We start from the raw sequence: 21,206 nt of genomic DNA on the forward strand, positions 1-21,206 counted from the left end.
CCTACAAAAAAACAAATTATCATTATAATTAAATATATTTCATTTGATACTTACAAATGGAATATTAATAAAAAACCTCTATTAATGTAATCTACTTTCTATATTTATTAATAATATCTTGGATATCTTTATCACTTTTGGATATACCATTTCTAAAAGAAAATCCTAATTCCTCACAAATGTCCCTAGTGAATTTTGTAAGATTTTTCTCCAATAAAGATTCATCCTCTACTTGATATCCTAATATCGCTTCTAAAACTTCATTTTCATTTCTAAATAATTTTTTATTATAACTGTTGATTAAATTCTCAACATACTGATCTGAGTATTCTATCCTCTTCCTAATTAATTCCATTACCTCATGTGTATGGTAATTGTAAAGGTTCTCTATCTGAAATACTTCTACATTGCGCTTTGCTTTTTTAATAAAAAATTGTTCATTTACTGAAGTCCCGATATTATCTTGAAGATAAATCCTTATTTTACTATCTCCAAGAAAATCCTCATATGACTTTACTTCAAAAGAAAACTTTAACTTATCTCCAAAACCATCTTCATAAGGACTTAGATTCGTATCAAATTCAAAGTTATCTATCCCCTTCAATGAGGAATTACAAAATTTACAAGACGGCACAAGATTAAAAATCGAAATTGAAAAATAAGGATATGCTGCTTTACTATAAAAATGATCTAAATCTGCTCTCACTTTTCCATTTTCAGAGTACATTGGACTTATATATTGTCGATTACAATAAGGACATGATTTTATGGCGAGTTCCATAAGAAAATGGTATGCTCCCCACTCTGTTTTATATTTTTCATTATATACATCTATGTTCCTAACAGTGATACCTATACTCTGAAACTTCATATCTTTTTTTAATGTATCGTATGCATTATTAATAATACTTCTAATTCCACTCCAAAACTTTTTAATCCCAATTGAATTACCGGCACTATCATCAACAGGTAACCTTTCAATTCTTTTGTATAACTCTACTTGTAAAAATTCATTTAAAATATCATTTTCTTTATCATAGTGATTAATTTTATTAATGTCCTGTAAAATATAATACTTAATAGAATTCAAATTACCTACAGAATATGGACGTGGTACTTCCGATAACATTAATTTTTTTTTGTAATTCTCGATATCTTTTAACATTTTTATCTTATTAAGTTCGTATTTATAATAGTAATTCATTTTTTCATTAGAAAAATCAGAGTATCCTAAACATCTTCTAAGCTCAGTAGCATATGGGGCTTTCGCTTTTTTCCCATTTTCATTGTATATTTTAGATTGAATACTAAGAAATTCATATATATATATGTAATTCCGTTCTATATCTTTTTTCTTTTGACTTAACCCCTCTGGACTAACCAAAAAAAGATTATTACATTCACTAACACCTTCACACTTCTCTAAATCATCAACTTCTTGTATTAAATAATTCATAAACTCAAAATGTTGTTTCAAAAGCTTTTTTCTTTTTTTTAAAGTAATTTCTCTCGAGAAAAATTGATGGCATGAATACTTTTTCTTCTTATTTGCATCAACCAATTTATTTAAGTAGTCAATTTCAAAGAAACTTGTATTCCTTTGAAATTCTCTTAACAACTCATCAATTTTTTTACTTAGTAAATATTTCCTATGTTTTTCTAAAAGCTCTGGTTTAATTTTCACTTTTATCATTAAATTCCCTCTTACGTAAAACATTTTCAATATCATTTTTAAACTTTTGTAAATCTTCATTTGTCATTTGTTGAAGGTCTATATTTTTTTTGGAGGTATTATTCGATCCTTTCTCCTCAAAACCTATCCTTTCAACCTTTCTAGTATACATATCTACTAGTTTATTTCTAATAAGTCTTTCACCAATCACTAAAATTTCTCTTTTTATCTTTTTTAAATTAATTTTATTTCTAGTTACATCTTTCTTGAAAATTTCATCATCCTTATTTAACAAATCAATAATATACTCGATTTTTTCCTTAGCAAATTTACCTATAATTTCATTTTTCATAAAAAAACTATCACTAAACAAAGTATGAATATTAGCTCCAAAAGTCTTTCTAAACTCATCGCTTTTTCGTACGTAACAAATCCCTTCTTTTCTTTCTAGAAAAACTATATTTTCTCTAGGAAGGTCCGAAATAACTAAAGGGGTATTTGAGGTAAATATAATCTGTATATTTTTCATCGAAAATATTCTTGGTAACGATTCAAGTAACATATATATATATCTCCTCTGCCACTCTGGATGAAAATATGTTTCTCCCTCATCGATAAGTATTAGTAAGTCTTCAGTATCCCCAACTAATTCTATTGCGTTGTAAAACCTCGATATAAGGTTAAATATTGCTTTTTCTCCAGAGCTCATATCATACCAATCAAAATTTAAAAAGTCATAGGCCTGCGGGAACACTTCTTGCGACTCATTATACGCCTTACATATAAGCTGTTGATAATTATCTATGTTCTCTCCTTGTATCATTAGTTTAAAACCTTGACCACTCTCATCAATAAACACACTTTCCTGATCAACTAGCTTATCAAGACATTCTATAAAATTACCCAATCTTGATTTCCAGTAATCATTACTTCCTTCATAAGCCACAAAGAAATTTATTATACTAGCAACTGTACCTGATTTTCTTTCCAAAAGATCTCTCATAAATTCTTCTTCCCAATTAGCTCTAAAAATCTCCTCCTTATGATTAGTTCTATAAAATACTAAAAAGTAACTTAAACATATTCTAATTTTAAGTTGTTCATAAGGATTTACACTATTTAATTCTGCTAAAGCATGCTGTATAAATTCTTTTAGCTCCTTATCTTTCGGTTCATATTTTAGCATATCAATTTTTATTTTTTCTTTAACATTTTTAAATTTAAAATAAGCTTGTCTTACACTTGGAATACTTTCAATAAACTCAACTATGTCGTCCCAAAAATAAATTTCAATTCTTACTGAATCATATTGATCAAACTCTCTTTTTATTTTTTCTTGAATTAATCGTCCTTCTTCGGAATTATATGGTAAATTTGTCACTATACAATATTCTTTAAGATTATTGAAATGAATTTTTGTTTCTCCCTGCATAGATTTTAAAATATCACTCTTTACCTTTTGATATAATTCTCGGTACTTTCGACCTATGTTTCTTTCTTCACTATCATATTCCTTATACACGCAATCAATCACTGCATGTGTTTCAGGGTTATACATATCAAAAGCTGCTCGAGAATTCCGCGCTTCTCTCATCCACGTTCCTGTATTAAAGTAATTAGAAAATACTTGAAATGCTATATCTTCAAAATCATACGGGCTCTCAGGTAGTACTATCTCACTTAAATAAAAAAATGGAGAAAAACTACAGTTTAAAAAATCTGGATATTTAAAAGGTAAGTTGATTTTTATATTACCAGCTATTAAATTAAGTTGCCTGTGAATTTCACTAAGTCTATAATTCTCATTTTTATTAAGTAGATAATTAGTAGATATATCAATAACGTTCTGATTTATATGATAATCATTTTTAGCATCAAAAATATTCGAATAATATATCACTTTATAATCATTACTTTTCAAATTTATACTATTGTTAATTATTTCATATACTAATCTCGGATCTTTTATTGTTATTTGATTAACATTAATTGAATTAACATAAATACATAGCTTATTTTCCTCCCTTACTATAGCAAGTATTTGTTCATCTTCTTTAAAATTGCGAAACTCCCCTGATATAAAGCTATTTATCTTTTCAATAATATAATCTAGAATTGAACTTTTTCCTGCACCATTCTCTCCAATAATTCCAGTTATATTCACAATTCGACCATTTTCCTCCGATGAATTGTTAGAATCTAGTTTAAAGAAGTCCTCAGAAACTTCATTTGGCAAAATATCAACATTTATATTTTGCTCTTTATCAAATTCACAAATATATTTATTACTAAAATTAAATTCTTGATTTTTAATATTGCGATATTCCCCAATCCACATATAAATTAGTTCCATAGTATATCCTTTCTTTTTTGTTTATTTTCGTACCTCAAACCTCTTTCTATTATTTCCTAAGCGTATATTTAATATCAACCATTAAGCACTGATGCAAGAAAACATACCTTTTATATGTATCTCTACAAGATATAGATTTCAATTATTACCTAGCAGAAAATAAAAAGATAATAAACTCTTATTTTACTACCTCAATTAAATTCAAATTTATAAATACAGCATATGGTGTATGTAATTAAGGGTTTTAATTCTCCTTTTATTTTCCAATTATATTTATTATCTCTTGCAAATTTTTCAATTTCTTTATATATTACATATAATTCGAATTATTATGTTTACTAACATAAAACCCCAAATAATCCAGATGTTACAGAATTCACATAAAAATAAGAGAATGCCCTAAAACATTCCCTTTCATCTAACGAAATAAAACTAATAGTTATTAATATTATTTCTCTCCTTTAATTTCTGCATTGCAGCTAAAACTTTATCAAAATCAGTTAATTCATTTTCTGCATTGGGAGTTGTTAAAATATGAGCAACTCTTCTATAATTAATGCCGGTTTTATATCCCATTAAAACATATATCGCCCTATTATAATTTTGATTTTCATTCCAATCTACATCCCCATACACTACACGATAAAAAGCCCCTTCACTATGTTGCGGTGCCGGAATATCGATAAAATCAATCGCTTCTTGATGAATAGCCATACATATCCCTCCGTATATTTCATATAAACAATATTACTTATTATACCAAAACAAATTATATGCTGGATATACTATATAGCTTATAAAACTACTTATTTCCATCCATATTATATTTAGAATTTATATGATTCCTTTTCTATTCATTCCCAAAATATTAAGAGCCTTGCAGCATTCCTACAAGGCCCTCTTCTATCAATCCGTATCCGTAGCACAAACTAACCACATTTTATGCTCCTTACTATCTAAAACCATCCAAGTAACATCCCACGCAACATCGTAAAACCAATCTGTCCAAGGGCGATAGCTTTCGAACACTTTAATATCTTCGTATCGATCTTGGAACATATATTGACATACATTGACTGCTAATTGCTTTGCGATAACTGGTCGTTCCTTAAACCCTTCATATGCTCCGCCCCACAAAATTTGAGCGGCAATGCTACCATCAAGCATGACTGCCAGATGTTCTTCAAAATGAAACTTATATTTTTCTGATGTATGTATTTTTAACTCTTCTAAGTTATTGATTATATCTAAAGAGTTGAAGATTCTTCTAAAAAAGTGCTCGTGTCCATCTTCTCCATGTGGTATTTCTTTGAAAAAACTTTCGTTATGTACTTTAAAACCGCTTATGATTGCGCCACCATTTAAGTTTTGTTCCTTAAACGTGCTAATAATTTTCTCAACAGATGAGTCATTCGTGTCTATTTTTTCAAACGTTCCCTCTTTCCATCTCATAACGCCCACTACTCTCTATTAAAAATTTGTTTCTTCATTATAAATAGCAAAAGAAAAACCAGCAACTTTAAAATTACTGGCTTATCTATTATTCATATTCGAAAAAACAATAATAATTGCTCCAAGCACATAATGCCCCGCTACCATCCACATACTCCGATCAAAGATCATAAGCGATAACCAAAGCGATATATTAATAGCAGCAAATAATACATATAAAATGAAGTCTCTTTTTTGTAGCGCCTCTCTATTCATCAAAATATAAATTGCACCGATAGGAGGCAGGATGAAGCAAAGGAAAAAAACAAACATTTTTCTTAACGACCATGGATATGAAGTTACTGTCTGCATATGAGTCTCCTTTTCACTTTATAGTACATGTAACATCGGTCTTACTATTCTATATTCGTCACTATAAGGCTCCTTTATGATTAAAGGCGAGTGAGGATTTCCCTCTTCTTCTATCATTGTGAATACTTCTGTTTTTTCTTGTAATATGTTGGATTCACTGTTTTTAGTAGGTTTTTTACTTGTTTCGATTTTCTTTGTTACTTCTCCGATCCTTTGCCCCACTTTTTCAGCTTCGGCAGGTTCATGCGTTACATAGTATTCCTGATCCTCCCATACTAACATAGGTGGCACTTGTTCTCGTTTGTTACATATTATATAAGTAATACTAGCAATAAGTAGTAGGCATGTTAATAAAAAGAAGATAGTTTTTGTATTCATATACTATGCTCCCTATCTATCATTTTATTAAATTATATAATATCAATTATATGTAGTAAATGGATTATGTGGGAATTTTCGGATTTTAAACCAAAAAGAAAAACCTTACTACAGTAAGGTTCCATTTTTATATTCTATAGTGATTGATTTATTAAAACGATCATTACGATAATCGCTATAAACATAACAACTAAACAGCCGATCATTTTATAAAAGCCTCTTTTCGTTAACGTCCCACCTTGAACGTCTTTACGAATAAATAAGAATACGGCTAAAAATAATACAAGTCCAATGCCAAAAGCATACATCATTTGCATATGTTAATCTTCCTTTCTCTCTTCCATCTTAATATCTTTTCGCTAAAACAACAAATGAGATAAAAACTGTACTCATCGTAAGTGCCATCAGTATGTTCAATAGTTCAGTAGCAGATAGTGTAAGTATTTTTAAGTTTAAGCCGATAGAGAAAAGAAGGTAATATGCTGTTAATGCAAAAAAGCTGAAGAACATTCCTTTATAACGAATAAGTTTCATTCGCTCATCTTTTTCTTTAAATTGCGGGTGTAAGTAACTTAAGCAAAAACACATAATCATCATCGCAAGCAATGTATACGTTGGAGCCGGTGGTGCAGAATGCGTCATTATGCCCGCTAATACCATGGTTCCACTCATAATAAAGAAAATAATTCCCATAATTAAAAAGTACTTTTGTGAATAATTCATTCCGATTCCTCCTCTTCTTTTCCTTCATAAATAAATACATGTTCTATCGTTGCCTGAAATGTTTTCGCTATTTCAAATGCTAACGGAAGTGATGGATCGTATTTCCCCTTTTCAATTGAAATGATGGTTTGTCTGGAAACTCCAAGTTTCTCAGCCAATTTTTCTTGAGATAGTCCAAATTTTTTTCGGTATTCGACCATTTTATTTTCCAAGGAAATTTCTCCCTCCTCCCTTATATCGAGTATATATGTAAAGGAAACTTTACGTCAAGTTTCCTTTACATTCATTTTGTTTATTTTTCGTTCTATTTATATAGAAGAAACTTTTTCATTTTCAGCACGTCTATTTTGAAATGAAACATGGAACACTGTAATGAACCGTTACTATATCTCCTCCTCTCTTTTTTTTAAATTTAATATCTCCCTATTTGTTTTATCCTTTTAAAATATTTCATTTATCTCTTTATTCCACGAAATGCGTTATTGGTTTTACGGTGTTTTTCGGCATATTTATAGAAACTAACTGTTTATGAAGCATTTTTTATGTTTAGCAACTTTTTTTGTAGAAATCCTTCACTTTCCTTTCAATATTTAACACTATCTAAATAAAGTTTACGATAAATTCATAATTTTTTATTTTTTATACTATATTCCGTTATATTGTTGTATAATATCAATGAAAGCGCTTATTATTTCAATATACATAATTCGAACTCTTTTTTATCGAAACATTCTAACTATTGTATTTATATTTACATGCAACAATTTTAGTTATTTGTATAGGTATACCAAATATATCCACCCCATTTTTCTGTAGAATTACTTTATAACATGAAAGATTAACTTGGGTGATAAGTTATTGTGAATGTTTTTTTACAAAACAGATAAGTAATAGTGTTTGGTATTATGTAAATTATTGTAATAACATAAGAGTAAAGAAAACATTTACATTGATTATTGGTTCATCAATTATTGAAAAGAGCAAAATGCACCTTTTGTATGGAAAAAGGATTATATGCATTGGGAGGTTTAAACAAATGACGAGGAAGAATACAACGACAAACCCTTGGGCCAAGTTCCATGGTCCGAACCTTGGTTATGTTATTGAGCAGTATGATCTTTACGTAACTGGAGCAGGTTCTGTTGATCCGGAATTACAAGAGCTTTTTGAAATTTTTGGAGCTCCTTCGTTTCAAGATGATGTCGTAACAGGGGACAACACAGCAACACATTTTTCTCCTCAAAACACAGGGAACATTGAAAAAATTCTTAAAGTCGTTCAGCTTGTTGAACAAATTCGTTCATTCGGGCATACGTTGGCTCACATCAATCCGATGGAAGATGCTGCTAATGGACAATCTCTTCTTGAGAAAGCAATGAACGAACTGAGCGACGCTGACTTGAAAGCGATTCCAGCAAAAACAGTATGGCAAGATGCGCCAGAAGGTATTCACACTGCACTTGATGTAATTCATAGATTAAAAGACGTTTATACAAAATCTTTAGCTTATGAATTTTCTCATATACAAGATAGTGAAGAACGCGCGTGGTTACATCAAATGGTGGAATCAAATTCATTGCGTCAACCACTATCAAATAAAAAACGAACTGCTCTTTTAAAACGTTTAACAGCTGTTGAAGGTTTCGAGCAATTCTTGCATAAAACATTCGTTGGGCAAAAGCGTTTCTCTATCGAGGGCGTTGATATGCTTGTACCTGTTCTAGATGAAATTGTTCTCGAAGGTGCAAAGGGCGGCGTAGAAGATGTCATGATTGGTATGGCTCACCGGGGTCGTCTAAGCGTACTTGCACACGTATTAGAAAAACCATATAGTCACATGTTTGCTGAGTTCAAACATGCAAAAATAGAAGGCGCAGCGGCAAATTCTGGATGGACTGGCGACGTGAAATACCATTTAGGTAGAGAACAAGTCGTTAGTAACGAAGAAGTTATCACTCGCGTTACATTAGCAAATAACCCAAGTCACCTTGAGTTCGTTAACCCTGTTGTAGAAGGTTTTGCACGTGCGGCTCAAGAGAATCGTAAAAAATCTGGTCTTCCAGAACAAGATACTTCAAAATCATTCGTAATTTTAGTTCATGGTGATGCTGCATTCCCTGGTCAAGGTATTGTATCTGAAACGTTGAACTTAAGCAGATTGAACGCGTACCAAACAGGCGGAACAATTCATGTTATCGCAAACAATGCAGTTGGCTTTACGACTGATAGCTATGATTCTCGTTCTACGAAATATTCAAGTGACCTTGCAAAAGGTTTCGATATTCCGATTGTTCACGTGAACGCTGATGATCCAGAAGCTTGTCTTGCTGCTGCTAACCTTGCGATTCAATATCGTACATTGTTCAAAAAAGACTTCTTAATCGATTTAATTGGTTACCGCCGCTACGGTCATAACGAAATGGATGACCCAGCAGTTACGCAACCACAAGTGTACAAAAAGATTAAAAATCATCCAACTGTAAGAGCGATTTATGCAGATCAATTACAAGCTGCTGGTGTTCTAAATGCAGATGAGGTTGAAACAATGACTCAGTTTATACAAGAGCAATTAAAATCTGACTATGCACAAGTACCGCCAGCTGATACGAGCGCTGCAACAATTGACGTTAAAGTGCCAGATGTTGTTGCAAAAGGCATTCAGCCAATTGATACTGGTGTTGAGATTGACTCACTTCGTGCAATTAATGAAGGTCTACTATCTTGGCCAGAAGGCTTTAACGTATATCCGAAAGTGAAGAAAATTCTTGAACGCCGTAAAGACGCTCTTGAAGAGAACGGTAAAATTGAATGGGCACTTGCTGAGTCATTAGCATTCGCTTCTATTTTACAAGAAGGTACGCCAATTCGTTTAACTGGTCAAGATTCACAGCGTGGTACATTCGCGCACCGTCATATCGTATTACACGATACTGATACAAATGAAACATATTCACCATTACATCGCTTACCAAACATTAATGCATCCTTCTCTGTTCATAACAGTCCGTTATCAGAAGCTGCTGTTGTTGGTTACGAGTATGGTTATAACGTATTCGCTCCAGAAACTCTTGTTATGTGGGAAGCGCAATATGGTGACTTCTCAAATACTGCGCAAGCATTATTTGATCAATATGTTTCAGCAGGAAGAGCAAAATGGGGTCAAAAATCTGGTTTAGTTCTTCTATTACCGCACGGTTATGAAGGTCAAGGACCAGAGCATTCTAGTGCACGTCCAGAGCGATTCTTACAGTTAGCTGCTGAGAATAACTGGACAGTGGCAAACTTAACGAGCGCGGCACAATACTTCCATATTTTACGTCGTCAAGCATCTATCTTAGGAACAGAAGCTGTTCGACCATTAGTATTGATGACGCCAAAGAGTTTATTACGTCACCCACTTACGCTTTCAACTGCTAGTCAGTTAAGCGAAGGACGTTTCCAACCTGCTCTAGAACAAGAAAACCTTGGCATGAAACCAACTAAAGTAAAACGTCTTGTTTTAAGCACAGGTAAAATGGCGATTGACTTAGCAGCAGAAATTGAGTCTGGTAAACATGAGTATAACTTAGATGAAGTTCATGTCGTTCGTATTGAACAGCTGTACCCATTCCCTGCTGAGAAAGTTCAATCTATTATTAAACGCTTTAAAAACTTAGAAGAAATTATTTGGGTTCAAGAAGAACCTCGTAATATGGGCGCATGGCATTACATGGCTCCAATTCTGTTCGAACTTGCTGGAGATAAAGTGAAAACAGGTTACATTGGACGCCCAGATCGCTCTAGCCCATCTGGCGGCGATCCATTCGCTCACAAAGCTGAGCAAGAACTAATTGTTGCACACGCTTTAGATGTGAAGTATAACTTCCGTCAAGATAAACAAGAAATTGAAGTTTTCAGCAACTGAAAGTAACAATGAAGGTTTCTAGCTTGTTCCCCGGGCAGATCTTCTGCCCAGGGGCAGGCTAACAAATGGAGATTACCGAAGACAAAAGAAGAAAAAACACACCGTTAGGCAAATAAGGGGAGGACATTTAAAATGATCGAAATTAAAGTACCTGAGCTTGCAGAATCTATTACTGAAGGAACTATCTCACAATGGCTTATCAACGTAGGCGACAAAGTTGAGAAAGGTGGCAGCGTTGTTGAGCTTGAAACTGATAAAGTCAATGTAGAAATCATTGCAGAAGATTCAGGTATTGTATCGAAGTTACTAGGCGAACCTGGGGATACAGTTGAAGTTGGCGCAACTATCGCAATTTTAGATGCAAACGGAGCACCAGTTGCAGTAGGTACACCTGCACCGGCTGCTGAACAGCCAAAACAAGAAACAACTGAGGCACCGAAAGCTGCGGCTCCAAATGCTGAGCAAGCTGCAACTTTACAAGGTTTACCAAATACGAACCGTCCTATCGCATCACCAGCAGCTAGAAAAATGGCTCGTGAATTAGGAATCGACTTAAACGACGTACGTAGCACAGATCCACTTGGACGTGTGAGACCACACGATGTACAAGCTCATGCTGCAGCTCCAAAAGAAGCACCAGCTGCTCCAAAAAGTCCAGCTCCTGCTCCAGTTGCAAAAACGGAATTCGAAAAACCAGTTGAGCGCGTGAAAATGTCCCGCCGCCGTCAAACAATTGCAAAACGTCTTGTAGAAGTTCAACAAACATCTGCAATGTTAACAACATTTAACGAAGTTGATATGACTGCAATCATGGAATTACGTAAAGAGCGTAAAGACGCTTTCGAGAAAAAACATGATGTACGTCTTGGTTTCATGTCATTCTTCACAAAAGCAGTTGTTGCAGCATTAAAACAATTCCCATTATTAAATGCTGAAATTCAAGGCGATGAGCTTATCATTAAAAAATTCTATGATATCGGTATTGCAGTAGCAGCTCCAGATGGATTAGTTGTTCCAGTTGTACGCGATGCTAACCAATTAAACTTCGCTGAAATCGAAAGCGAAATTCGTAATTTAGGTATGAAAGCACGCGATAACAAACTTTCATTAAAAGAGTTACAAGGTGGTACATTCACAATTACAAACGGTGGTGTATTCGGTTCTCTAATGTCAACACCAATTCTAAACAGCCCACAAGTAGGTATTTTAGGAATGCACAAAATCCAAGTACGTCCAGTTGCAATTGATGCAGAACGTATGGAAAACCGTCCAATGATGTACATCGCTTTATCTTACGATCACCGTATTGTTGATGGTAAAGAAGCAGTTAGCTTCCTTGTTGCTGTTAAAGATATGCTTGAAGATCCAAAATCATTATTATTAGAAGGTTGATAGATTAATAATCTATTACAGGCTGTAGAATGAATTACTCTACAGCCTTTTTTTATTGCGTTCATATGGGACAAATTTCATAACATAAACTAATAATGTATGCCTAAAACGTAAGGAGGATTAAAATGAATAACCTTCCAATTGATGCAAAACTTAAAGCAAATAAGGATACTTTTTTCCTCCCCGACTCAAACGGGGGTGTCTATTTTCGAAATAATGCCAGTTCATTTCGTATGGACGGTGATGGAATTTACAACTGGATTGAAAAATTAATGCCAATGTTTAACGGGAATTATTCTTTAGCAGAAATAACCGATGGTCTCCCTCTCCCCTATCAAAATCGTGTATTTGAAATTGGAGAGATTTTATATGAAAATGGTTTCGTTCGGGATGTAAGTCAAGATGCACCTCATGAATTAAATAGCGCATTACTTGATAGATACGCTTCACAAATTGAATTTTTAGAAGCTGATTCTCATTCAGGCGCTCTAAAATTCGAAACGTATCGCGCGGCAAACGTCCTTATAATTGGTTCTGGAGATATGCTTACTTCCTTAGTTTCTTCTTTATTAGAATCAGGATTACCTACCTTTCATTACCTTGTTACAGATTATGAGGAAACAAATTACGATCGCATTCATGAGCTAGTAGAACTTGCACATGAAGTTGATGATCATGTCCTTGTTCAGGAAATAGATACGACAATTGATCGTCCCCTGCATGAAGTGTTCGAGCCTTTCGACTGGATTTTGTATGTTTCTCAAAATGGAGATATTGAAGGCCTAAGAGCAGTTCACACGATTTGTAGAGAAGTAGGAAAGAACTTCATACCTGCCGTCTGTTTATCAGCACTTGGTATAGCCGGCCCTATCGTAACAGCTAATCGTGAAGAATGCTGGGAATCCGCATGGCACCGGCTACATGAAACGACTTTACAAAATGAACATTCATCAGCATCATTTTCACCACTCCCATCTGCAATGTTAGCAAATATAATCGTATTTGAATTACTTAAGCATGTCGCTGATGATTCTTACCGAGAAAAAGAACCACAATTCTTTTTATTAAATTACGAAACACTCGAAGGAGCATGGCATCCTTTTATAAAACATCCTCTCGCAACTGATGAAAGTTTTACAATTGATACGATAGAAAATCTTTCTGAACAACTTGAACAGCGGTCCAACCAACATACCTCAACTGATTTATTCCGCTTTTTCGACTCATTAACTTCTAAAGAAGCTGGTTTATTCCATGTATGGGATGAAAAAGATTCATATCAATTACCGTTATCACAATGCCATATTCAAGTAGCTACCCCACTATCAGATGGTCCTGCTTCCCTCCTCCCTCTTATGACTTGTGGTGGTTTGACTCATAATGAAGCGCGCCGAGAAGCTGGTTTAGCAGGAATTGAAACATATGTAGCAGAAATTATGCACCGACTTATTCCGGAACATAACGATATCGGTATCGGTGCTGGAGAAACGATGACAGAAGGTGTATACCGGGCACTGCAACAACATTTAAATAACAAATTGTATGAGCGGCAGTCACATATGCTAGAAGAAATTACGACGATTGATTTAACTGCAATTCATGATAAACATTGTAGATTTTATTACGATGCTCTCTCTACAATTCATGAAACACCTAAAATAGCAGTAAGCGAAGAGATTCTCAGCTTTCCTGTCGTTTTGGTCGGTATAAATGATCGCTGGTACGGTGCATCTAATATTAATATGACGTTAGCCTTACGAAACGCACTACAACTATCACTTCTTCATATTCAAAATGAAGAGACTCCTTACAGAGCTAATATCTTGCCTGAATCCTCTATTATTTTATATGACACGGATTCTTTTAGAGTGGAAATACAAGCGGAAGAAGAAGTTCCAGGTGTGCAATCTGTGCAACTTGCCTTGCAACATTTAGAAGAACATAATTTTTATCCATTCGTGTTTGATTTAGCCATTGAATCATTTTTGAAAGAAAACTTAGATGGTGTGTACGGTGTATTAATTGCAAAGGAGGACAGTCTATGACTCAAAATATATTGCTTATAGGAGATGGCTTACTTGCAAACTATGTACATGATCAACTATGCAAACAATATTCTATCATTCGCCAACATAACCTTACAGAAGAACTCCCTGAAAATATTCATCTCGCTCTCGTATTACATGATGGCTCTCCTTCTACTATTCATCATGATGCCGAGCTAATGTTTCGGTCGAATCATATTCCATGGCTACGTGCATTCACTTCATTTGGTGAAGGTATTATCGGTCCTTACATTCATCCTCTTGCAACTGGCTGTTCCAACTGCTCTGATGGACGCCGATTTATCGCTGGATTTGATCAACAAGAAATGTGGGCACTACAGCGGAAATATGCGTTAAAGGCAGATAATGTAACAAGGCGTGATGTACGTGCCACCCAAAATGGTATGTTACAAATGTGCCATCTTATTCGTGCAGAAACAGAGAAAATATTAACTCTTAACCATTCTTCTTTAGAAAATGAACTCATTTTACTAAACTTACAAACACTGCAATGTACGCGGCATTCTTTTCTTCCCGATCCGCTCTGCCCTGTATGTAGCAATTTGCCTGATGATACGGCAGATGCAGCTGCGATTTCGTTACAACCGAGCTTAAAAACAAGCGAAGCAGCATATCGCTGTCGTTCCATTCATGAACTAAACACATTTTTAACGAGAGATTATTTAGATTATCGCGTCGGTATGTTGAACGGAAAAATGCAGCATTCTTTATTACCATTTGCTGACGTTATTATAAACATGCCATTAATGTTTGGAAACGAAGGTGTTGCAGGCCGAACTCATTCATTTGCAATGAGTGAAGCGACTGCTATTTTAGAAGGTTTAGAACGATATTGTGGTATGTCACCTCGAGGAAAAAAGACAAATGTACACGGCAGTTTTCGTGAGTTAGAGGATCATGCACTTAATCCCCTCTTGCTCGGTGTACATACAAATGAACATTATAATCGTAATAGTTTTCCGTTTAAACCGTTTGATCCTGACTATGAACAAAACTGGGTATGGGGCTACTCTTTATTACAAAACCGGCCACTTTTAGTTCCTGAATCAATTGCTTATTATAGTCTCGGTCATCGAGATGCTTTCGTGTATGAAACATCAAATGGATGTGCAATTGGTGGTAGTTTAGAAGAAGCAATTTTTCACGGCATTTTAGAAATTGTAGAGCGTGACGCCTTTTTGCTCACTTGGTATGCCGAATTACCTCTCCCCCGCCTTGATCTTAGTTCAGCAAATGATACGGAATTACAATTAATGATTCAGCGGCTGTACACGATTACTGGGTATGAATTACATGCTTTTAACGCAACGATGGAACACGGTATCCCAAGCTTATGGGTAATTGCGAAAAATACGCGTGAAAATGGAATGAACGTTGTTTGTGCGGGAGGCTCTCATTTAGACCCTGTCCGCGCTTTAAAGAGTGCCATCCATGAAATAGCAGGCATGTTACTAATAGCAGACGATGAACTCGAACAAAAAAGAGAGCATTACGAAAACTGCTTACACGATCCTTATCTCGTTAATAAAATGGAAGACCATAGTATGCTGTACGGATTGAAAGAAGCAGAAGAACGTCTTCACTTTCTTTTACGTGACGATGCCCCGGTGCAGTCGTTCCAAGAAATGAATGCATTACAATCAGTTGATCTAGATTTAACATCCGATCTTCATCAACTTTTAAACCGTCTGCAGCAATCTGGACTTGATGTAATCGTTGTAGATCAAACAGTACCTCTTATAGAAAAAAACGGATTACATTGTGTAAAAGTCATTATTCCAGGCATGTTACCGATGACGTTCGGCCACCATCTTACTCGGGTTACAGGACTAGATAGAGTATATACTGTGCCGATGACACTTGGATATACAAACGAACCTTTAACGAATGAACAATTAAATCCACATCCGCATCCGTTTCCATAGTAAAGGAGGGGATTCTATGCAGCTAGATACTTTTTTACATCATCTCCATTTTTCAATTGATGAAATTATGCCAAATCATGAAGTGGACTGGGAAGATGCACCGCTTCCTTATAAATTATATCGAAATGTACCTGTCATCCCTCTCCCTTTAGAAATACCATTCTCTGTACCTAACTCTTCTACTACACCAACTTTGAAGGAAATTGGTCATTACCTTTGGTACTCATTCGGTTTAACTCAGTTATGCCAGCTAAATAGCGAAAAAATTTTATTCCGAAGATCTATCCCTTCAGGCGGGGCTTTATATCCAAATGAATTGTATATATATTTAAAGATTGACGATTATCCAGACGGCATTTACCATTACGATGCCGCGCATCACCGGCTTGTTTTACTTCGTGAAGGAAATTTCGATTCTTATCTTTCGGAAGCACTTGGCAATCGTTGTAACATACAGTCTTGTTTTGGTGCTGCATTTGTATCCACTATGTTTTGGAAAAACTACTTTAAATACAATAACTTTTCATATCGACTTCAAGGGTTAGATAGTGGTGTTCTCATCGGCCAATTACTTGCATGTGCCAAACAATTCGGTTACACAAATGGCGTATATTTTCAGTTTCTAGACCGTGCAATCAATCATTTACTCGGACTATCAGAAAGCGAAGAAAGTGTGTATGCTGTTGTTCCTTTAAGTACAGAACCGCAAACTAATTGGTTTCACAATGATTACCGTGAAAATAAAACAGTTACTTCTCATGAGTTGTTACAGCAAATTCCGCCGTTAGCACACGAATATTTCGTTCGATCAAAGCAAGTATATAAACATCCTATGATAACAAAAATAAATGAAGCTTCTATGATCGAATCGACAGCACACTTCCACACACTACATCATGAAGAACACTATCAACATCATGCGCACGCTGTACAGTTGCCGCAAGTAGAACGGTTATCGTATGATTTCTTACAACTTTGTAAAGAACGGTATTCCCCTGATGCTGACTTCACTTTAACGAAATGGGATGCAACAGGGCTCGCTACTTTACTACAAGAAGCGAGCCTCGCCTTCCCTTATTACAACGACCTTGATGGTCAGTATGTAAATGAAAATACGCGCGTCTCCTTATATGGATGTTTTTATAACGTAAAAGATATAGAAAACGGCGCTTATTCTTATAACAGCAAAAATCATTCCATACAACCACTTCGATACGGAGACCTTCGTTATCCCCTTCAATCTAGTATGACGATGGATAACGTGAATCTTTTTCAAGTACCGCTTTGCCTACATGTAGTCGGAAAGAAAGATTACTATACAAATGTATTAGGCTATAGAGGATACCGTATTCACCAAATGGAAGCTGGTATACTCGTTCATAAACTCGTTTTTGCTGCGACCGCGATGGGGATGGGCGGGCATCCATTACTAAGTTTTGATACAAATTCATGTGATCAGTTATACGGGATAGATACTGGAAATGAAACGTCTCTTATTCAAATTCCTGTTGGGGCGTATCGAGCGCGGAATTGGTTAAAAGGGGATTTGCGTAATTAGAAGCACGCCGGTGGACGGCGTGCTTTTTTTAAAGGACTTAATTTATAAAAAGCGAAATGAGTATATATTCTTACATAAAAGGAGAGTTTAACTTGAGCATTTTACAACGATTAATCCAGCAAGCAAAAAACCCTCGCGGGACAATTGGTTCTTCCATGCTTTGTATTATGAACAGTGCACATACGGGGCTAACAAATTGGGCATTACAGAAATTACATATAAAGAAAGATGCAATCATATTAGATATCGGTTGTGGCGGAGGTAAAACGATACACACTCTTTCAAAACGAACTCCACTTGGGAAAATATATGGGATTGATTACTCCAATCAAGCTGTAAAAAATTCTCTACAGACGAATATAAAGGATGTTCAAAAACAAAAAGTCATTGTTCAACAAGCAAGCGTTTCTTCTATTCCCTATCATACGAACTTCTTCGATCTCATTACCGCTTTTCAAACACACTACTTTTGGCCTGATGTGGAACAAGATATAAAAGAAGTATTTCGCGTCCTACAACCGAACGGATCCTTTTTATTAGTGGCTGAAACTTTCAAAATTCAATATCATATGGAGAAATGTAAAACGAATGAAGAATTAATAAACCTATTTTATAAAACAGGATTTAAAAGTGTGAAATGTTACGAAGAAAGAGGATGCCTTTGTGTAATAGGAAACAAATAAAAAAGCAGACCCTTTGAGGTCTGCTTTTTTACTAGATTAACTTAAAAATACTCTTAATTTGTCTCGCGAATAACCAATTTTTCGTACCGTAGTTATCATTTAAACTATCTAAATTGATAGATTGTCCATTAGCAAACTTTAATTCTAACGTTGTATTTTTGTCATTTGTTTTTAAGTTGCTATGTGTAATTGCTTCATACTTTAATTTTTCGATTTCAACATAATCATCTTTTTCTTGTCCAATCACGACATGATCTTGGAAGAAGAACAATACTTCTACTTTCTTACCGAAACAAAATACATTTTTCGTATAAATTAATGTCGCATTATCAAGTCCGACGCATACTTCTTTCATCTCTTCAACAACGTTTCCAAAGTCTTCTTCTTGTCTTGCGTTTGATTCAGCAATCCATTCTTCGATTGTTTTCATGTTAATTGCCATACTGTGCCCCCTGGTTCGTTCATTGCTTTATTAAAAAATAAATACTATATGAAAATATAAGCGATAAGTACTATGTTTTCAAGGGTGAACGGTATATTCGAAATAAAGTGAAACTTTAATTAGTGGAGGTTTTCTTCATCACCAACTGATTATCAGCCCTCACCAATCGGGCTTTTACGGGCCGTTAATTTGGGATAAAGCTACATTTCAAAGTAATATAGTAAGAGCACCTATTTCATTATATTTTAAACGTTTGAACAAGGCACTCTTCATCATCAATTATTTGTTTTCGTTCATCAAATTCAATGTTTAGCTCTCTATATACTTTCTTCCAAAACGTAACAGCTGGTACGTTTTTTATAAGTTCAATAACGAAATATTGTCCTCTTTTCTCTTCTAATACATTTTTAATAACCTTCTTTCCGATTCCTCTTCCCTTATATTGATTCAATATGAAAATATCATTAATACCAAAGTCATTTTCCTTTTTTAAAAATGGACGTTCCAGTAGCAATAAAAACCCTACAATATCATTATCACATTTAATAAAATACGGAGTGATTCCATCATTTACCCAAAACATACGCAAATCTTCGTATTCAAAAAATCCATTTGCCCCAATCTTTATATTAGGAGTGAATGTAGAGAGGTCATGAAGATATAGTGCGTACAAATTACGTAATATTTCTTTTTCTGATTCTTGAACTGTTTGAAGTGTTACAAACATTTTTAATAATCCCCTTCCCTATATGTAACTGTTTCCCCCTCTTTATTATTCGCTAAAAAAGTTTACCTACCTTTGCAAAAAAATAGCACTTAAAAAGTGCTATTCTGCTCTCCTTGCCGCTTGCTGAATTGGATCCCAAACGCTGTTATATGGTGGTGCGTAACTTAAGTCGACATCTTCTAAATCGTGAATGCTCATTTTATTGAAAAGTGCCATTGCGATCACATCAATTCGTTTATCTACACCTTCTTCTCCAATTACTTGTCCACCTAATAATTGTTTCGTGTCAGAACGATATAATAATTTCAAGTAAAGTGGTTTCGCATTTGGATAATAGCCCGCCATATTTGTGGAGTCTACTTTGACTGTTTTATACGGAATATGTAGCCCTTTTGCTTCTTTTTCATTTAAACCTGTTCTTGCGAGCGTCAAATCCATAAATTTAATAATACCTGTACCTAACGTACCTTTAAATGCTCTTCGTTTATCAAGCATATTCAGTCCAGCGAGTCGGCCTTGTTTATTAGCAGTCGTTCCGAGCGGGATATGATCATGAATTTCCTTTATAACGTGGTAATGTGTTGCGCAATCACCAGCTGCATATACGTCCTGCACATTCGTTTGCATATATGCATTTACTTCGATTGCCCCTTTATAATTTGTACGTATATTTGTTCCTTCAAGAAAATCAGTATTTGGCTTCACTCCAACCGATACTAAAACAAGATCTGCTTTATACGTCCCTTTATCCGTTTCAATTTGTTCCACTCTTTCATTTCCTTTAAATGCTTTCACATTTTCATTCGTTAAAATTTCAATATTGTGTTTATCTGCTTCTTTATGTATATATTCAGCCATATCTGCATCATAAATCGTACCGATATGATCATTTCGCTCAATCATTCTTACTTTCTTACCAAGTTCGACGAATGTTTCTGCCATCTCCAGTCCAATCGCACCGCCGCCAATAATCGTTACATCTTCAACTTTACTCGTTTCTAGCGTTTTTAATATGCGCTCAGCATCCGGAATTGTTTTTAAAAGATGAACGCCTTGCAAATCTCGACCTTCCCATTCTGGCATAACAGGACGCACTCCAGTCGCAATTAATAATCGATCGTACGGAAATTCAAAAACATCTTTCGTCTTCGTATGCTCTGCGTACACCGTTTTCTTTTCCGTATCTACTTTCGTTACTTCATGACGCACTTTCGCATCAATTCCGTATTTATCACGAAACGTCTTTACATTACGCGCGATTAATTTTTCTGTTGAAGTGATAGCACCACTAATGACATACGGTAATCCACACTGCGCGTACGAATAAATTTCACCTTTTTCTAACGTTACAACATTTGCATTTTCATCGTTTCTAACAATTTGCATAGCTGCACTCATACCAGCTGCATCTCCGCCAATAATGACATAGTTCACTTTACCACTCCTTCTTTTTTACATACTCTTTACGTTTTCCATATTTTTTAGAAATAACACCTACTTCCATTGTAAAGAAAGAGAATTTCAACTTCAAATTTGGTGCACAAACCTATACTTTAATAGGTAACCGTCGTGTCTTATAA

At 34.8% G+C, this 21,206-nt stretch carries 18 protein-coding genes; 6 read left to right on the forward strand and 12 right to left on the reverse strand.

All coding sequences use genetic code 11. The annotated features are described in order from the left end of the window. Window positions 1-91: 91 nt before the first annotated feature. From DN392_RS22720 to DN392_RS22760, 9 genes are all read right to left on the reverse strand, one after another. Window positions 92-1,693 (reverse strand): hypothetical protein, encoded by a 1,602-nt coding sequence (locus tag DN392_RS22720; protein ID WP_088321097.1) that lies wholly within the window; start codon window positions 1,691-1,693, stop codon window positions 92-94. Then, window positions 1,674-4,025, reverse strand: coding sequence for an AAA family ATPase (locus DN392_RS22725; protein ID WP_088321095.1), 2,352 nt, complete (start codon window positions 4,023-4,025; stop codon window positions 1,674-1,676). Before DN392_RS22725 ends, DN392_RS22720 begins: the two co-directional genes overlap by 20 nt. A gap of 432 nt (window positions 4,026-4,457) precedes the next feature. Beyond that, complete coding sequence (locus DN392_RS22730) at window positions 4,458-4,739, reverse strand: hypothetical protein (RefSeq protein WP_088321093.1); 282 nt, start codon at window positions 4,737-4,739, stop codon at window positions 4,458-4,460. 192 nt (window positions 4,740-4,931) lie between these two features. Beyond that, window positions 4,932-5,477 (reverse strand): hypothetical protein, encoded by a 546-nt coding sequence (locus DN392_RS22735; protein WP_142292438.1) that lies wholly within the window; start codon window positions 5,475-5,477, stop codon window positions 4,932-4,934. A gap of 81 nt (window positions 5,478-5,558) precedes the next feature. Next, window positions 5,559-5,828, reverse strand: coding sequence for a hypothetical protein (locus DN392_RS22740; protein ID WP_048567047.1), 270 nt, complete (start codon window positions 5,826-5,828; stop codon window positions 5,559-5,561). Window positions 5,829-5,846: 18 nt separating this feature from the next. After that, window positions 5,847-6,206, reverse strand: a complete 360-nt coding sequence (locus DN392_RS22745; RefSeq protein ID WP_064056809.1) for a hypothetical protein — start codon at window positions 6,204-6,206, stop codon at window positions 5,847-5,849. A 134-nt stretch (window positions 6,207-6,340) separates the two neighbouring features. After that, window positions 6,341-6,523, reverse strand: a complete 183-nt coding sequence (locus tag DN392_RS22750) for a DUF3976 domain-containing protein (protein WP_001178300.1) — start codon at window positions 6,521-6,523, stop codon at window positions 6,341-6,343. A 28-nt stretch (window positions 6,524-6,551) separates the two neighbouring features. After that, window positions 6,552-6,929, reverse strand: a complete 378-nt coding sequence (locus tag DN392_RS22755; protein ID WP_001109891.1) for a hypothetical protein — start codon at window positions 6,927-6,929, stop codon at window positions 6,552-6,554. Further along, window positions 6,926-7,141, reverse strand: coding sequence for a helix-turn-helix transcriptional regulator (locus tag DN392_RS22760; RefSeq protein WP_064448939.1), 216 nt, complete (start codon window positions 7,139-7,141; stop codon window positions 6,926-6,928). The genes DN392_RS22755 and DN392_RS22760 overlap by 4 nt, the downstream gene beginning before the upstream one ends. Before the next feature lie 824 nt (window positions 7,142-7,965). Here DN392_RS22760 and odhA point away from each other — a divergent pair. The 6 genes from odhA to DN392_RS22790 all read left to right on the forward strand — a co-directional run bounded on the left by odhA (window position 7,966) and on the right by DN392_RS22790 (window position 18,457). Then, on the forward strand, window positions 7,966-10,833 hold the full coding sequence (gene odhA, locus DN392_RS22765) for a 2-oxoglutarate dehydrogenase E1 component (protein WP_088321089.1): 2,868 nt from the start codon (window positions 7,966-7,968) through the stop codon (window positions 10,831-10,833). 132 nt (window positions 10,834-10,965) lie between these two features. Continuing rightward, on the forward strand, window positions 10,966-12,225 hold the full coding sequence (gene odhB, locus DN392_RS22770) for a 2-oxoglutarate dehydrogenase complex dihydrolipoyllysine-residue succinyltransferase (protein WP_000569890.1): 1,260 nt from the start codon (window positions 10,966-10,968) through the stop codon (window positions 12,223-12,225). A gap of 125 nt (window positions 12,226-12,350) precedes the next feature. Beyond that, a complete protein-coding gene (locus DN392_RS22775) occupies window positions 12,351-14,270 on the forward strand; it encodes a putative thiazole-containing bacteriocin maturation protein (RefSeq protein ID WP_088321087.1) in 1,920 nt (639 codons plus the stop codon). Then, the gene (locus DN392_RS22780; protein ID WP_000192999.1) at window positions 14,267-16,216 is read left to right on the forward strand and encodes a TOMM precursor leader peptide-binding protein; all 1,950 of its coding nucleotides are present in this window, start codon (window positions 14,267-14,269) and stop codon (window positions 16,214-16,216) included. Before DN392_RS22775 ends, DN392_RS22780 begins: the two co-directional genes overlap by 4 nt. A gap of 16 nt (window positions 16,217-16,232) precedes the next feature. Next, the gene (locus tag DN392_RS22785; protein WP_061672925.1) at window positions 16,233-17,774 is read left to right on the forward strand and encodes a SagB family peptide dehydrogenase; all 1,542 of its coding nucleotides are present in this window, start codon (window positions 16,233-16,235) and stop codon (window positions 17,772-17,774) included. A gap of 92 nt (window positions 17,775-17,866) precedes the next feature. Further along, complete coding sequence (locus DN392_RS22790; protein WP_064056813.1) at window positions 17,867-18,457, forward strand: class I SAM-dependent methyltransferase; 591 nt, start codon at window positions 17,867-17,869, stop codon at window positions 18,455-18,457. Between the two features lie 31 nt (window positions 18,458-18,488). Here DN392_RS22790 and DN392_RS22795 read toward each other — a convergent pair whose 3' ends face one another. The 3 genes from DN392_RS22795 to DN392_RS22805 all read right to left on the reverse strand — a co-directional run bounded on the left by DN392_RS22795 (window position 18,489) and on the right by DN392_RS22805 (window position 21,060). Further along, the gene (locus tag DN392_RS22795; protein ID WP_061672923.1) at window positions 18,489-18,899 is read right to left on the reverse strand and encodes a DUF3908 family protein; all 411 of its coding nucleotides are present in this window, start codon (window positions 18,897-18,899) and stop codon (window positions 18,489-18,491) included. A 238-nt stretch (window positions 18,900-19,137) separates the two neighbouring features. Further along, the gene (locus DN392_RS22800; protein WP_061672922.1) at window positions 19,138-19,626 is read right to left on the reverse strand and encodes a GNAT family N-acetyltransferase; all 489 of its coding nucleotides are present in this window, start codon (window positions 19,624-19,626) and stop codon (window positions 19,138-19,140) included. Between the two features lie 99 nt (window positions 19,627-19,725). After that, the gene (locus DN392_RS22805; protein WP_048567044.1) at window positions 19,726-21,060 is read right to left on the reverse strand and encodes a CoA-disulfide reductase; all 1,335 of its coding nucleotides are present in this window, start codon (window positions 21,058-21,060) and stop codon (window positions 19,726-19,728) included. Window positions 21,061-21,206 lie beyond the last annotated feature (146 nt).

The sequence above is a fragment of the Bacillus sp. BB51/4 genome (assembly GCF_008368845.1).
Classification (GTDB): Bacteria; Bacillota; Bacilli; order Bacillales; family Bacillaceae_G; genus Bacillus_A; species Bacillus_A wiedmannii.

What these genes read in the sequence shown, in the direction of transcription:
- DN392_RS22800 (WP_061672922.1), bottom strand. Translation starts at nt 19,626, where the DNA reads ATGTTTGTAACACTTCAAACAGTTCAAGAATCAGAAAAAGAAATATTA.
- DN392_RS22755 (WP_001109891.1), bottom strand. Translation starts at nt 6,929, where the DNA reads ATGAATTATTCACAAAAGTACTTTTTAATTATGGGAATTATTTTCTTT.
- DN392_RS22720 (WP_088321097.1), bottom strand. Translation starts at nt 1,693, where the DNA reads ATGATAAAAGTGAAAATTAAACCAGAGCTTTTAGAAAAACATAGGAAA.
- DN392_RS22725 (WP_088321095.1), bottom strand. Translation starts at nt 4,025, where the DNA reads ATGGAACTAATTTATATGTGGATTGGGGAATATCGCAATATTAAAAAT.
- DN392_RS22795 (WP_061672923.1), bottom strand. Translation starts at nt 18,899, where the DNA reads ATGGCAATTAACATGAAAACAATCGAAGAATGGATTGCTGAATCAAAC.
- DN392_RS22750 (WP_001178300.1), bottom strand. Translation starts at nt 6,523, where the DNA reads ATGCAAATGATGTATGCTTTTGGCATTGGACTTGTATTATTTTTAGCC.
- odhA (WP_088321089.1), top strand. Translation starts at nt 7,966, where the DNA reads ATGACGAGGAAGAATACAACGACAAACCCTTGGGCCAAGTTCCATGGT.
- DN392_RS22785 (WP_061672925.1), top strand. Translation starts at nt 16,233, where the DNA reads ATGCAGCTAGATACTTTTTTACATCATCTCCATTTTTCAATTGATGAA.
- DN392_RS22775 (WP_088321087.1), top strand. Translation starts at nt 12,351, where the DNA reads ATGAATAACCTTCCAATTGATGCAAAACTTAAAGCAAATAAGGATACT.
- DN392_RS22780 (WP_000192999.1), top strand. Translation starts at nt 14,267, where the DNA reads ATGACTCAAAATATATTGCTTATAGGAGATGGCTTACTTGCAAACTAT.
- odhB (WP_000569890.1), top strand. Translation starts at nt 10,966, where the DNA reads ATGATCGAAATTAAAGTACCTGAGCTTGCAGAATCTATTACTGAAGGA.
- DN392_RS22740 (WP_048567047.1), bottom strand. Translation starts at nt 5,828, where the DNA reads ATGCAGACAGTAACTTCATATCCATGGTCGTTAAGAAAAATGTTTGTT.
- DN392_RS22730 (WP_088321093.1), bottom strand. Translation starts at nt 4,739, where the DNA reads ATGGCTATTCATCAAGAAGCGATTGATTTTATCGATATTCCGGCACCG.
- DN392_RS22745 (WP_064056809.1), bottom strand. Translation starts at nt 6,206, where the DNA reads ATGAATACAAAAACTATCTTCTTTTTATTAACATGCCTACTACTTATT.
- DN392_RS22735 (WP_142292438.1), bottom strand. Translation starts at nt 5,477, where the DNA reads ATGAGATGGAAAGAGGGAACGTTTGAAAAAATAGACACGAATGACTCA.